Consider the following 13,192-nt stretch of genomic DNA (forward strand, 5'->3'; position numbering starts at 1 on the left):
GAAGAGCAATGACCAAACGACAAGGCGGTCAGTGGGCAGATGGTAAACGAGTTGCTTGAGTCTTTAGTCTAGCGTTGGCGATCGCCCATTTTATGGCTACTTCCAGCAACTCGAATACATCATTTCTGCGTTCATCCCTCTGTTGATATCCAACCTCCTGCACGAATGGCTTTGAAAGCCTCAATCGTTGTGCGGTTCATGATGGAATAAAGCAGGTTTAGAGAATTTAGAGAAGGTGGTCTAAGACTTGGATGAGGCGATCGACTTCTTGCAGTGTGTTGTAGTGCACCATGCTGACCCGAACCACACCACCTTGCTCACTTAGACCCAGATCATCAATCAAACGGCGGGCATAAAAGTCACCGTAGCGAATGCCAATCTGGTGGGGATCGACCTGAGGCGGAAGGGTGCTGCTGTGGACGCCATCGACTACAAACGAGATCGTGGGAACTCGCTGGGCGCGATCGCCTGTGGCATGTCCCAAAACTCGAACCTGGGGCTTGGTATGCAGAAACGACAGCAGGCGATCGCTCAACCGTTCCTCCTGTTGAGCAATCAGGTCAAAGGCTTGAACCATTTGGGTTCGCAGTTCGGGCGCGGCCTGGCTGCCATAATGCCGCAGGGCCATATCGCTGAGGTAATCGCACACCCCCAGCATGCTGTAGCTCAGCTCAAAGTTGACATTCCCCGGCTGAAATTTGTAAGGAATGGTGTCTTCGGAAATGAAGAAATGGTTGATACCGGGCATGGCAAGCCAATGGTCGCGCTTGCCATACATCACTGCGTAGTGCGGCCCATACACTTTGTAAAAGCTGTAAACGTAGAAATCGACCTCTAACGCTTGCACATCCACCAAACGATGGGGCGCGTAAGCTACCCCATCCACACAGGTTAATGCGCCGCGATCGCGCACAAAGCGGGCAATATCTTGCACCGAGTGAATGGTACCCACCACGTTAGAGGTGTGTGTGAGGGCAACCAGCCGAGTGCGCGAGGTCATGAGCGGCTCTAGGTCTTCTAGATGTAACCGCAGCGTCTGGGGATTGACTTTCCACACCTTGACCTGAATGCCTTGCTTCTGCAAATCCATCCAGCAGCCCACGTTGGCTTCGTGATCCAAATTGGTCACAATCACTTCGTCGCCAGGGCTCCAGGTTTGGCTCAGGCACAGCGACAAAATGCGCAGCAGCATGGTAGTGGATGGCCCCATCACCACTTCCGATGCATCGGCGGCATTCATCAGCGTCGCAACGGCTTGGGCACCCATGGCTACGCGCTCAGTGGCCAGTTGCGACACCGCATACGAGGCCCCCAACTGTACATCTGAGGTCAGCAGATATTCGCTAATGCGATCGACCACGCGCTGCAAGGTTTGCGAGCCGCCCGCATTGTCAAAAAAGACCCAATCGCCCGACAAAGCAGGAAACTGCTGGCGAACATACGCCATATCGAGCGTGGGAACTTGAGCCTGCGTCGGGTTGGCAATCATGACAAGTGACCTGGGAAAACGCGACAAATGCAACTCACTCTAGCATTTCCCCGGTTGGGCAAAATGCCATCTTTATTGCACCCAGCGCACGTTCACAAAATGAACTGGATGCCCCCAGCGATCGCCCTTTTCAACGACATTCACAATTTCCAAGTTGAACGGAATGGCTGTGGTGACAAAGCGCTGTGCCAGTTGGCCCATGTCGGGTGCAAGGCTGGCCCCAGCCATTGCAGCCAGGCCAAAGCCCATCAGTTGCCCAAACGGATCTTTTGGCAGAACCAAGGTCATGCCAGCTGCCAAACCTGCCGTGAGCAACATGCCCACAGATAGGTTGGTGCCACATCGGGGATGCACGGCCAAATTCCATTCGCCATTGGTTAAACGCTCCAGGGCAACCTGGGCCGCTCGACGAATCGCCAACGTATCTACCCGGCCATAGAGATAAAAGCCCTGCTCGGTCGACATACCGCCATATTCTTCGGCATTGGGTTGCGATCGCACAGCGGCATCTTGCTCCGATAGCACCCACACCGTAGCGTGCTCCAGGGCATGCACCTGCCGAACCATGAGCAATTCTTTCAATCCAGGAACAAAGCCCAAATTTTGCACGAGTTCTGCATCGTGCTGCGAACTGGGTGCAAATTCAAACCCAAACGGCCCAAATGGATAGTTTTGCGATGAAGCTGATGCAGTCATAGTCATCGATACCAGCTTTTGTATGTTTCAACTTTAGCGAAAACCCTTCAGCCTGGGCAGATTGCAAAGATTTATCGCGATCGCCCAACCGATAAAAAGCCCCCAATACGACCAAGTCATACCGGGGGTTCCAAAAAAGAATTGGCAACAAAGCGCCTCAATAGCGCTAGTTCATCGCAATTTGCTCAGGCGGAGCACCCGCCGCCGTCGTTTGGCCGTTTTCTGTATTCGGTCTTTGGGGCTGGTTCCCTACAGCGAGTGGCACTTCAATACCAAACTGCTCAAACACCACAATGGGTTCAGCGGCTTGCATGTCAATGCGTTTTACCAAAACCTCGCCATTGGACAAGCTTTGCCCTACTCGCACATAGCGACTTGTGGCTTCGTTAGGGGCTTGCACAATGGCATGGGGAATACTGCCCACCTGTACAACCCCTAGCACAGCGACGCGTCGGGCGAGGGTGGGTTGCGGTGGGGGCGGCGGTGGGGCCGCTGCAATAGCCGTTGGCTCATTACTGCTAGGGGCTCCATCTCCAGATTGACCACCTGCCGTATCTCCGGGTGAGCTGGGTATCGCTCCCGTGCCTTGGGGAATGGGCTGGGTTGCGAACGGTACCGTTTGTGGAGATGCTGCCAGGTCTTCAGGTGAAGGCGTACTTACAATGACGGGGTTGGCTGGAACGAGCGAAAATGGATCTTGCCGATTGCGGCTGACCGTACGAGCGCGCTGCTGAGCACTGGTAGAGCCAATCAGATCCGGCGGAATCACGCCCTGAGGGGGTGGCGTGTCGGGTACGGCAACCGTGGGTGGGGATGCCGGCTGAGCTGGAACCACGGCATTAGGGTCAACCGCAGCATTGGGGTCAACTGCCGCGTTTGGATCAGTTGCCGCGTTTGGATCAGTTGCAACTTCAGAACCTGTGGTTGCAGGATCGGTCGCAGTGTCATCACCGCCACCACCACAGGCAACCAACCCAAAAGCCATAAAACCTGCGATCGCAATTAACGAAAATCGGCGCATAACCCCTTGCTCCCACCAGAGAAGTCTGATTCTCATCCTTCAATTGCTGCACAACAACTGAATTCTATTCTTAATGCTATCTCCCCATTTCGGATGTTGCCAACTTGAGTTAGCGCTACCCAAACCTAGGAAAGACCCGGCCTACTAAAATGACGTTTTCAAGACCTTGCATTGTGCATGCAGGTTCTTGCTGGCCCCGAGTGGCAGTACCCATGAGAGGATTGACCCAAAGGACACAGCCCCTTATTTATAGCAATCCTTGCGCGGAAGGAGTCATTTTCCTGGACTTTCTTGGAGCATTCGCCTGAAAGCAACGTTAAAAAGGGCGATGAGGTCTCAATTTTCGTCATTTTGACCATATTTTTTGATCAGATCGGGCGAATGTTATTTACAGTTATGGATGAGTCCTCAATTTAGCGATCGCTCCACTAATTGCTTGGTTCGTACCGCTTTGGCTCACATTGGTTGTCCTAGGTTGTCTTAATTTTTGGTTCATTGCCCTTGGGCATGTTGGCAATTCCTTGAAGAGACATTAGGTTCATTCAGGGCGATTGCCCCATCTAGGTTCCACGCATCCATCCCCCTTGCTGTCTCAACCGATTGAGGAGATTAATCATTATGAGTTTTCCTGAAATAAGTCGCCGGAAGCAAACCCTGGCTCAACGGTATGGGGCAGCGGTTTTAACGGCTACAACACTAACTCTTGGCGGCGTGCTGGGTTTGACGACCGAGGCTCAGGCCCAGGCCGCCTATGGCAGCTACGTTGGGGTAGGCGGTTCACTAGGGTTGACCAGTGGTGGCCCTGGCGAAGACAGCACGGCTGGAGGGGTTGTTTCATTCCGCTATCGCCTGCTTGAGGTACCCGTATCGCTGCGGGCTCAAGCGTTGATTAGCGAACGGGTGGCGATCGTGCCCACTGTCTCCTACGACATTCCCCTCAGTTGGGATTTGGATGCCTACGTGGGGGCTGGTGTTTCGTTCCCCTTTGGCGGGGGCGATGACGACACCTCGCCTGTGGGTAACCGCACTGCGTTTGTCATTCAACCCGGTGTGGATTATATTTTGCCAAACAGCGACTTGGTTCTGTTTGGCAATGCCGTGATCGCGTTTGATGCGTACCGTGATGGCGACGGGGCGGCGGCGGCCGTTCAAGCTGGGGTTGGTCTGCAATTTTAAGACCTCAGTAAGCAGCCATCATCCAACATAGAATAGAACTCCCAAACTCTGTGTAGCTCACTGTACGGGCGACACAGAGTTTTAAGATCTGGTTTTTAATGATGTCATGTTGCAAAAGCCCAGTTCGCTGCATACGTCAGCGAACTGGGCTTTTGCAACTCGATTCGAACGCCATTTCGGTGAAGGGGTTTTCTGAGGTTTACGCGCCGTGCAAATCTCAGAAAACCCCTTCCATAACTCACGTCAGAGGAATTTTTTGGCAAACGTGACGTTCTACGGGTGGCGATGCACCATCGTTGTGCTGGCCTGATCGGTTGGCATGAGAATGATTTCGTTGATGTTGACATGGGCGGGACGCGTGGCACAGAAGAGCACCACATCTGCCACATCGGCAGCCGTTAGTGGCGTAACCCCCTGGTAAACCGTTTTGGCGCGATCGCGATCGCCATGGAAGCGGACATCGCTGAACTCCGTTTCCACCATGCCAGGGTCAACCGTACTTACCCGAACGGCTGTTCCCAGCAAATCCATCTTTAGCCCTTCGGTAAGGGCGCGCACCGCCGCTTTGGTGGCGCAATACACATTGCCATTGGGATAGGTTTGGTGACCTGCAATCGAGCCAATGTTAATGATGTGGCCATGGTTGCGCTGCACCATTTTGGGCAAGATGGACCGAGTAACATACAGCACTCCCTTGACGTTGGTGTCGATCATTTCGTCCCAGTCGTCGAGGCTGCCCGTGTGGACTTTGTCTAACCCTCGACTTAAGCCTGCGTTGTTGATCAGCACATCGATGGTTGACCAGGCTTCGGGCAAGCTTTCCAACACGGTTGCAACCTGAGCGCGATCGCGCACATCTAGCGTCAAGATATGGATTTCGGCTCCAGTTGCGGCCAGTTCTGTTGCTAAAGCTTCAAGGCGATCGCGCCGCCGTGCCGCCAAGACAAGCCGCCCACCTGCCGTTGCACATGCATGAGCGCAGGCTGCCCCAATGCCGCTACTTGCCCCTGTAATCAACACCGTTTGAGATTTCAGTGAACCCATATCTCCCCTGCTGCGTTTGCCTAGCTGCATTTGTCTACAAGACGCTATCCGAAAAGCCAGCCTCCTGCAAGCACTCGCCCGGAGCAAGGGGCATCACCGCAAAATTACGGAACTCTCCACAAGCTTGAACACCATACGGCTGATCAGTAGCGTTGCAAATTATACGATCTAGTGATTTTCGCTCAAAAACTATAGATGTAGTGATGGCTACATAAAGTTAATTATTTTATTGTCAAGAAAATTTTAGGGAAATCACGAAAAATTCAAGCTTTCAGCGATTTTTTGTGATTTGAGTAGACCGTATTCACACGTAATTGTCTGATGCAGCTTCGTTTATCACAATTTTCAAGATAAAAGTCACACAAAATTTATCCGTGTTTTTGCTGATATTTTGTTGTGTTTTGCTGGTTTTATTCGTCCATTTTCAGGGAATTTTCTAGATCCAGGTATCTGGTGAAATTTCGCTGTGCTGTCAGAAATATCAAGGATAAGGTTGCAGCAAGTTTTATTTCTTTACGAGATATTGCGTAGGTTTGCGGAATCAATCGGTTTGGATTTTGGCCATACCAAAGCCTGAATCGCTTTGCCTGAGAGCGTTTTCCTAGTTGTTTTAGCGATGTTCTAGTCCGGCCTCATGGAGTTCGTCATGCTGAAAATTCAAGATGTCACGGATAGCGGTATTTGCGTAGATAACTCTGCTTCAACGCCTCAATCTACGGTTCACAAGCCCACTCGGGGCGATCAACGCTCGATTCATCACTTGTTTGAAGCGCAAGTGGCGCGAACTCCTGATTGCATGGCGATCGCCTCGGTGGATCAGGCTCTGACCTATCACCAGCTCGATGCCGCCGCAAACCAGCTTGCCCATTACTTGATGCACCGGGGCGTTGGGCCAGAAGTGTTGGTGGGGCTGTGTGTTGAGCGATCGCTAGAGATGGTGATTGCAATTTTGGCCATTCTAAAAGCAGGGGGTGCGTATGTACCGCTTGATCCTGCGTTTCCCAAAGAGCGATTGCTGAGCATTTTGGCTGATGGTCAGGCTCCGCTGGTGGTTACAACTTCGGCTCTGGCAGCAGAGCGATTGGATGAGGTGACCCAAGCCAGTCTACCCGCGTCAACCTCCCTCGTCTGCCTGGATACCGAGCGTGATGCGATCGCCCAATATCCCAGTACCTCGCCCCAGAGCACCGTTACCGCCACCAACTTGGCCTATGTCATTTACACCTCTGGCTCAACGGGCACACCCAAAGGGGTGATGATCGAGCATCAGGCGTTGGTGAACTATGCGATGTCGGCTGCGAGGGTGTATCGCTTGGGAGCGGGTGATCGGGTGCTGCAGTTTTGCTCCATTAGCTTTGATGCAGCCGTTGAAGAAATCTTTTGCACATTGGTGAGTGGCGCAACCCTTGTGCTGCGCACAGATGCCATGGCAAGCAACCTGTCTAGCTTCCTCAAGGGATGCCAGTCTCTGGGCATTACGGTGCTGTCGCTGCCAACGGCCTTTTGGCACCATATCACCGCCGAGTTGGCTCGTACCGATATTGTGCTGCCCAAGGCATTGCGACTGGTCATTATCGGCGGCGAACGGGCGATTCCGGCTCGCTTTCGGGTGTGGCAGGCGCGAGTAGGTCCCCATGTGCAGTTGCTCAATACCTATGGCCCCACCGAAACAACCGTCATTGCCACCTGGAGCAACCTGTCGGAGCTGGATGCAAATACAGAAGGTGAGCTGCCAATTGGCCGACCGCTTGAAGGCTTGCAAACCTATGTACTGGACGAAAACCGACAGCCTGTGGCGACAGGTGAGGTGGGCGAACTGTACGTGGGCGGTCGGGGCGTGGCGCGGGGCTATCTCAACCGACCCGATCTCACGATGCAGCGGTTCATCCTGAATCCCCTATCTCAGGCAACCGATCAGCGCTTGTATCAAACGGGCGATCGCGTTCGGTACCGGGCAGATGGCCAACTTGAGTTTGTAGGTCGTGTCGATCATCAGGTCAAAATTCGCGGATTTCGAGTTGAGCTTAGCGAAATTGAAGCCCTGCTCAACCACCATCCCTTGGTTCAGGATGGGGTGGTGGTGGCCCGAGAGGAGCAGGGCAACCACAAACGACTGGTTGCTTATGTGGTTCTCAATTCTGCTACGCAGCACGCGCCTGATGGGTCATCTCGCCCACTCACCCCGGCACAAGTCACCACCCAGATCACCGGGCACCTCCAGGCAAAACTGCCCGCCTACATGATTCCCGCGGCATTTGTTGTGCTAGAGGCGCTGCCACTTACCCCCACGGGCAAGGTGGATCGGCAACGCCTGCCCCAGCCCACCTACACCGCTGCCGAAACCTATGTCGCACCTCGAACGCCAATTGAAGCCAAGCTGTCGGCGATGTGGTCAAAGCTGCTGCATCTAGACAGGGTGGGAGTCTGCGACAACTTTTTTGCACTGGGGGGCGATTCGCTGCTGACCGCTGTGCTGATGACCTATGTCGAAGAGGCGTTTCAGGTTGAAGTGTTTACCGGGCAGTTTTATCAGTCACCCACGGTTGAGGGGTTGGCGGCTTTGGTGGAGCAGGCTCAACAAGGAGCGGTATTCAGCCCGGTCTCGATGGATTTACAGGCCGAGGTGGAAGCGCTACCTGCGATCGCACCAGCTCCGGGGCAGGTGTTTGAGTGGGTCGATGAGCCGCGCCATCTGTTTCTAACGGGGGCAACGGGCTTTTTGGGAGCCTTTTTGCTGCATGACTTACTGCAACATACATCAGCAACGGTTTCTTGCCTGATTCGGGCTGCCAGTGAAGCGGAGGCCATGGGCAAGCTGCGATCGGTGCTGCGCACGTATCAACTGTGGCAGGAGGACTGGGGCGATCGCATCATTCCAGTTTTGGGCGATTTGGGACAACCCAACCTGGGCTTGACGGTGCAGCAGTTCAACCAGTTGGCCGAGCGAGTTGACGCAATTTACCACAGCGGAGCCACGGTGGACTTTGTCAAGCCGTACTCGGTGCTGAAAGCTGCCAATGTGATGGGTACCCAGACCATTCTGGCGTTCGCGTGTCAGCATCGGCTCAAGCCAGTGCACTATATTTCCACGCTGGGCGTGTTTGGGGCGTTTGGCCATTTCACCGGAGCCAGCCTCGTTGCCGAAGATACCGACCTGGCCATCAGCGAACACTTTTTACATCTAGATGATGGCTATGCCCAAAGCAAATGGGTCGCCGAGCAAATTGTCAGCCGTGCCCGTGCCAATGGAGTGCCTATCAATATTTTTAGACCCGGCTTTATTGTGGGGCACAGCCAAACTGGAGCGCACAATCCCAAAGATTTCATCTCTCGATTGATCAAAGGCTGCATTCAACTGGGTAGTTTTCCCGCGTTGGAAGAGTACAAAGAGCAGATGGTGTCGGTGGACTATGTCAGCCGTGCGATCGTGCATCTTTCCACCCAGCAGAACGCATTGGGACAAACCTTTCATCTCACCCCCCTACCTGGGCAAGACTTGGTGTTATCCGACCTGTTTGGTGTGTTGAGCAGCTACGGTTATTCCTTGAAAAAGCAGCCCTATGCGGAATGGGCCCAGGCCTTGATTCAGCAGGTCAAGCAGTCGAAAGAGAATGCGTTGGCTCCTCTGCTGCCGCTGCTGACCGAGCGGGTTTATCGCCATCAGCAAACACTGCTGGAGCTATACGAGCACACGCCCGACTACGATTCTCACAATGCGATCGCTGGTTTGGCGGAAACGGCGATCGCCCCGGTTTGCATTCTGACGGCTTTGCAGCAAGTTTATTTACCCTACCTGATTGACAGCGAGTTCCTCTCGGCTCCGGCTTCAGCGCGAATGGTGGAGTTTGCCCGTTAGCGTCTTTGCCGACAACCCTGTTGAGCCAACTGCCCTAAAGGGGCGATCGCAACCGTCCAAAAAACTCAAACGCGATCGCCCTTTTACGGCATGAACTGCTTGCACAATCAACCTCTTGCGTAAATTGTTGTGTGGCACTGCCACACAACAATTTACCCCTTCCAAAAAGAAGTCCAATCAACCTCCTGTATGAAGGGTTGCGCGGCTTCGTTGTGTAACGCTTTATGGTGCAAAACCTTTGTCACACAAAGGTTTTGCTGCGATTGAACCAGAGAAGAAGCTTGGCCCAAAGTTGGCCCATGGTTTCAGAGGAACGAGCGCATCTGGAAAAAACAATTACAGAATGCAATCAAGATCTTGCAAGAATGACCCCAAAAGTGTTGGAATAGCAAAGGTCACAAAACGCAGTTGCGGGGGTGTGGCGGAATGGTAGACGCTGCGGACTTAAAATCCGTTGACTGAATAAGTCGTGAGGGTTCAAGTCCCTCCACCCCCATCTAAGTCCCTCGACACCATTAAAAATCAGGCTCCAAAACTCCGTGCCGCCCGCACAGCGGGCGGCACGGAGTTTTGGGGTTTCATATTTCATAATGGCTGCTTACTTGCAATCTATGGTGCTAAATAATTTTCAGGCGGTTGCGGCGATCGCTCCCACGCTTCAGTCTGTGCGGCAACTTCAGCCCTTGTGGGAAACAGGCCACGTGACGCTGTGGGTGCCTCAGTCCCTACAGGATTCGGGTGCGATCGCTCCTCACTCCAGCATCCAGTCTTACCCAAACTCCATTAGCGACCTGTTGCCCACGCTGTGGAACTCGCATCAGGCTCTGGTGTTTGGCTTGGCAACTGGGGCGACCGTGCGGCTGATTGCCCCACTCCTTCAACACAAACAAACAGACCCCGCCGTGGTGGTGGTGGATGCCGCCGGACAGTTTGTGATTAGCCTGTGTGGGGGCCATGTGGGTGGAGCCGATGCTCTGACTCAGGCGATCGCCCCCCTCCTCAAAGCCACTCCCGTGCTGACGGGTGCTGCCAATGCGCTGCACCTTCCTGGTATTGATGTGCTGGGTCAACCCTTTGGCTGGAATCCGGGAACGGGCGAATGGACTGCCGTGAGTGCGGCGATCGCCCATCACCAGCCCATTCAGGTTATCCAAACCGCAGGCTCAGCCCTGTGGCAGCAGCACCTTCCCGCCGATCACCCCTTCCAATTTGAATCGCACCCGTTGGAACCGCACCCCTCCTCAACCGCTGCCCAACTGTACATCACCCCCCACTCCTCACTCCCTACTCCCCACTCCCCGCTCCCCACCGTCTCCTGGCACCCCCGCGTCCTCTGGCTCGGCATTGGCTGCGAGCGTGGCACTTCGCGTGCGGTCATTGAGGCGGCAATTCAGCAGGCGCTTGCCCACCAAAACCTGGCAGAAGGGGCGATCGCTGGAATCGCAACGCTCGATCTCAAAGCGGATGAGGTCGCCCTGGTGGAACTGTGTGGCGATCGCCAGTTTCCCCTCCGCTGCTTCACCGCCGCAGAGTTGAGCCAGGTTGCCGTGCCCACCCCTTCAACGGTGGTTGCCGCCGAAGTAGGAACGCCGAGCGTGGCAGAGGCGGCAGCGCTTTTAGCAGCAGGAGCAGAGGCACAACTGCTGGTGAATAAGCACATTGTTCGCCTGGAGGGGCAACCCGGCGCAGCAACGGTGGCGATCGCCCAGGCTCAGCAGGAATATATTGGTCGGACTGGGCAGCTGTGGCTAGTGGGCACTGGGCCAGGAAAACTCAATCAAATTACGCCAGCGGCTCAGGCGGCGATTGCCCAGGCCGATGTGGTGATTGGGTACTCCTTATATATCGATTTGATTCAGCCGTTGTTGCGACCTGGGCAAATTGTTGAAGCGCTGCCCATTACCCAGGAGCGCCAGCGGGCACAGCGGGCCATTGAACTGGCGGAATGGGGCTTGACCGTGGCAGTCGTTTCGTCGGGGGACTGTGGCATTTATGGCATGGCAGGACTGGTTCTAGAAGAGCTGCGATCGCACGGGTGGGATGGCAACTCTCCCTCTATTCAAGTTTTTCCAGGCATTACCGCGCTTCAGGCGGCGGCATCGCGCGTGGGTGCTCCGCTCATGCATGACTTTTGTGCCATTAGCCTGAGTGACTTACTCACCCCGTGGAATGTAATTGAAACGCGCCTACACGCGGCTGCCCAGGCCGATTTTGTGACCGCACTCTACAACCCACGATCGCGCACCCGCACCGAACAAATGGCGATCGCCCAGCGCATTTTTCTGCGCTATCGCAGCCCCGAAACGCCTGTGGCATTAGTGCAATCGGCCTATCGCCCAACAGAGCACATCACCCTCACCACGCTGGGCGAGTTACCGATCGATGCAGTGGATATGCTGACTACCGTCCTCATTGGCAACCAAAGCAGCCAGTTTCACAAGGGTTGGATCATCACCCCCCGAGGCTACTTAGGCAAAGACGTTGGTTAACCTGAGTTTTGGAGAAGCTGAAGCGCCCAGTTTTGCGTACGCCACGTACACGCAAAACTGGGCGCTTCTGAGGGTTGGTTAGGAGGTGTAGGGCTGAATCGCTGCGATCGCCGCTTCGAGGGCGATCGCCACATGAGTCCAATGGGTCCCTCCCTGGCAAAACACTACATAGGGTTCGCGGAGAGGGCCGTCTGCCGAAAATTCCGACGTGCTGCCATCGATAAAGGTCCCGCCGGCCATGACCAACTCACTTTCATAACCGGGCATTTCGGCTGGAACCGGACTCAGGTATGACCCAATGGGCGAATGCTCCTGAATGGCTTTGCAGAAAGCGATGATTTTGTCGGGACTGCCCAGCTTAATTGCCTGAATCACATCTCGGCGGCGGGCACCCGGCAACGGATTCACCGGATAGCCCAACTGGTCGAACACCCGAGCCACGAGATGATTGCCCTTCATCGCTTCACCCACCATTTGCGGTGCCAGAAACAAACCCTGGTACAGCAAACGATTTTGGTCGAAGGTGGCTCCGCCTTCGCTGCCAATGCCGGGTGCGGTCAAGCGGCAGGCTGCTTGCTCAACCAACTCGGCCCGTCCGGCTACGTAGCCCCCAGCCGTCACAATCGTGCCTCCCGGATTTTTGATGAGTGATCCGGCCATTAGGTCGGCACCGACGGCGGTGGGTTCTTGGTCTTCCACAAACTCGCCGTAGCAGTTATCGACAAAGACCACCACATCGGGATTTTGCTGTTTAACCAGGACGATGATTTTTTCAATGTCTGCAATGGAGAGGCTGGGTCGCCAAGCATAGCCACAGGAGCGCTGTATGTGCACCATCCGGGTTTCGGGCCGAAGGGAGGTGGCGATCGCGTCCCAATCGGGTGTTCCCTCGGGTTGGAGTTCCAGCTGGCGATAGGTTATCCCCAGGTCTTTGAGCGAGCCTTGGTTTTCGCCCCGCAGGCCAATCACTTCTTCCAGCGTGTCGTAGGGGGCACCCGCTACCGCCAACAACTCATCTCCCGGACGCAGCACCCCATACAAAGCACAGGCGATCGCATGGGTTCCCGAGACAAACTGCACGCGCACCGCAGCGGCCTCTGCCCCCATCACCTCGGCAAAAACTTGATCCAACACTTGCCGCCCCAAATCGCCGTGGCCATAGCCACTGACGCTGGCAAAGTGATGCACTCCAACATTGTGCCGCCGAAACGCATTCAGCACGCGATGCAGATTCTTTTTGACGATGGCATCAATTTCAAAAAACGTTGGCATCAACGCTTGCTCTGCCTGATGCAGCAGCATCCCACTCATGAACAGCTCTCCCCAATACGGTGTTGAAGCGCGGTGCGCGATCGCTCAATTGCCACGATCTCTGATGATACCCTTCAACTGCATTGCAGCAGTCGCCTGCCCAGAAGGGA

Annotated in this window: 9 protein-coding genes and 1 tRNA gene; 4 read left to right on the forward strand and 6 right to left on the reverse strand. The window is 54.7% G+C overall.

Going from position 1 to position 13,192, the window contains the following annotated elements; all coding sequences use genetic code 11:
- Positions 1 to 226: 226 nt before the first annotated feature.
- From ACQ4M4_RS10495 to ACQ4M4_RS10505, 3 genes are all read right to left on the reverse strand, one after another.
- Positions 227 to 1,489, reverse strand: coding sequence for a cysteine desulfurase-like protein (locus tag ACQ4M4_RS10495; protein WP_430684451.1), 1,263 nt, complete (start codon positions 1,487 to 1,489; stop codon positions 227 to 229).
- Positions 1,490 to 1,561: 72 nt separating this feature from the next.
- The gene (locus ACQ4M4_RS10500; RefSeq protein ID WP_430684452.1) at positions 1,562 to 2,185 is read right to left on the reverse strand and encodes a DUF6391 domain-containing protein; all 624 of its coding nucleotides are present in this window, start codon (positions 2,183 to 2,185) and stop codon (positions 1,562 to 1,564) included.
- Positions 2,186 to 2,351: 166 nt separating this feature from the next.
- Positions 2,352 to 3,206 (reverse strand): hypothetical protein, encoded by an 855-nt coding sequence (locus ACQ4M4_RS10505; protein ID WP_430684453.1) that lies wholly within the window; start codon positions 3,204 to 3,206, stop codon positions 2,352 to 2,354.
- A gap of 618 nt (positions 3,207 to 3,824) precedes the next feature.
- On the opposite strand from ACQ4M4_RS10505, the gene ACQ4M4_RS10510 reads away from it, so the two are divergent.
- Complete coding sequence (locus tag ACQ4M4_RS10510) at positions 3,825 to 4,382, forward strand: hypothetical protein (RefSeq protein WP_430684454.1); 558 nt, start codon at positions 3,825 to 3,827, stop codon at positions 4,380 to 4,382.
- Positions 4,383 to 4,655: 273 nt separating this feature from the next.
- Here ACQ4M4_RS10510 and ACQ4M4_RS10515 read toward each other — a convergent pair whose 3' ends face one another.
- Positions 4,656 to 5,426, reverse strand: coding sequence for an SDR family oxidoreductase (locus ACQ4M4_RS10515; RefSeq protein WP_430684455.1), 771 nt, complete (start codon positions 5,424 to 5,426; stop codon positions 4,656 to 4,658).
- Between the two features lie 646 nt (positions 5,427 to 6,072).
- Here ACQ4M4_RS10515 and ACQ4M4_RS10520 point away from each other — a divergent pair.
- Entirely contained in the window at positions 6,073 to 9,282 is a 3,210-nt protein-coding gene (locus ACQ4M4_RS10520; protein ID WP_430684456.1) for an amino acid adenylation domain-containing protein, read from the forward strand.
- Here ACQ4M4_RS10520 and ACQ4M4_RS10525 read toward each other — a convergent pair.
- Positions 9,253 to 9,387, reverse strand: a complete 135-nt coding sequence (locus ACQ4M4_RS10525) for a hypothetical protein (protein ID WP_430684457.1) — start codon at positions 9,385 to 9,387, stop codon at positions 9,253 to 9,255. The genes ACQ4M4_RS10520 and ACQ4M4_RS10525 overlap by 30 nt on opposite strands.
- A 307-nt stretch (positions 9,388 to 9,694) precedes the next feature.
- On the opposite strand from ACQ4M4_RS10525, the gene ACQ4M4_RS10530 reads away from it, so the two are divergent.
- A tRNA-Leu gene (locus ACQ4M4_RS10530) sits at positions 9,695 to 9,778 on the forward strand.
- Between the two features lie 94 nt (positions 9,779 to 9,872).
- A complete protein-coding gene (gene cobJ / locus ACQ4M4_RS10535; RefSeq protein ID WP_430684458.1) occupies positions 9,873 to 11,771 on the forward strand; it encodes a precorrin-3B C(17)-methyltransferase in 1,899 nt (632 codons plus the stop codon).
- A gap of 78 nt (positions 11,772 to 11,849) precedes the next feature.
- Here cobJ and ACQ4M4_RS10540 read toward each other — a convergent pair whose 3' ends face one another.
- On the reverse strand, positions 11,850 to 13,082 hold the full coding sequence (locus ACQ4M4_RS10540) for an aminotransferase class I/II-fold pyridoxal phosphate-dependent enzyme (RefSeq protein ID WP_430684459.1): 1,233 nt from the start codon (positions 13,080 to 13,082) through the stop codon (positions 11,850 to 11,852).
- Positions 13,083 to 13,192 lie beyond the last annotated feature (110 nt).

It is taken from the genome of Leptolyngbya sp. AN02str, from assembly GCF_050565595.1.
In the GTDB taxonomy this organism is placed as follows: Bacteria; Cyanobacteriota; Cyanobacteriia; order Elainellales; family Elainellaceae; genus Kaiparowitsia.

Excerpts from the sequence above, each read along its gene's own strand:
- ACQ4M4_RS10495 (WP_430684451.1), bottom strand. The coding sequence starts at position 1,489 with ATGATTGCCAACCCGACGCAGGCTCAAGTTCCCACGCTCGATATGGCG.
- ACQ4M4_RS10500 (WP_430684452.1), bottom strand. The coding sequence starts at position 2,185 with ATGACTGCATCAGCTTCATCGCAAAACTATCCATTTGGGCCGTTTGGG.
- ACQ4M4_RS10505 (WP_430684453.1), bottom strand. The coding sequence starts at position 3,206 with ATGCGCCGATTTTCGTTAATTGCGATCGCAGGTTTTATGGCTTTTGGG.
- ACQ4M4_RS10510 (WP_430684454.1), top strand. The coding sequence starts at position 3,825 with ATGAGTTTTCCTGAAATAAGTCGCCGGAAGCAAACCCTGGCTCAACGG.
- ACQ4M4_RS10515 (WP_430684455.1), bottom strand. The coding sequence starts at position 5,426 with ATGGGTTCACTGAAATCTCAAACGGTGTTGATTACAGGGGCAAGTAGC.
- ACQ4M4_RS10520 (WP_430684456.1), top strand. The coding sequence starts at position 6,073 with ATGCTGAAAATTCAAGATGTCACGGATAGCGGTATTTGCGTAGATAAC.
- cobJ (WP_430684458.1), top strand. The coding sequence starts at position 9,873 with ATGGCTGCTTACTTGCAATCTATGGTGCTAAATAATTTTCAGGCGGTT.
- ACQ4M4_RS10540 (WP_430684459.1), bottom strand. The coding sequence starts at position 13,082 with ATGAGTGGGATGCTGCTGCATCAGGCAGAGCAAGCGTTGATGCCAACG.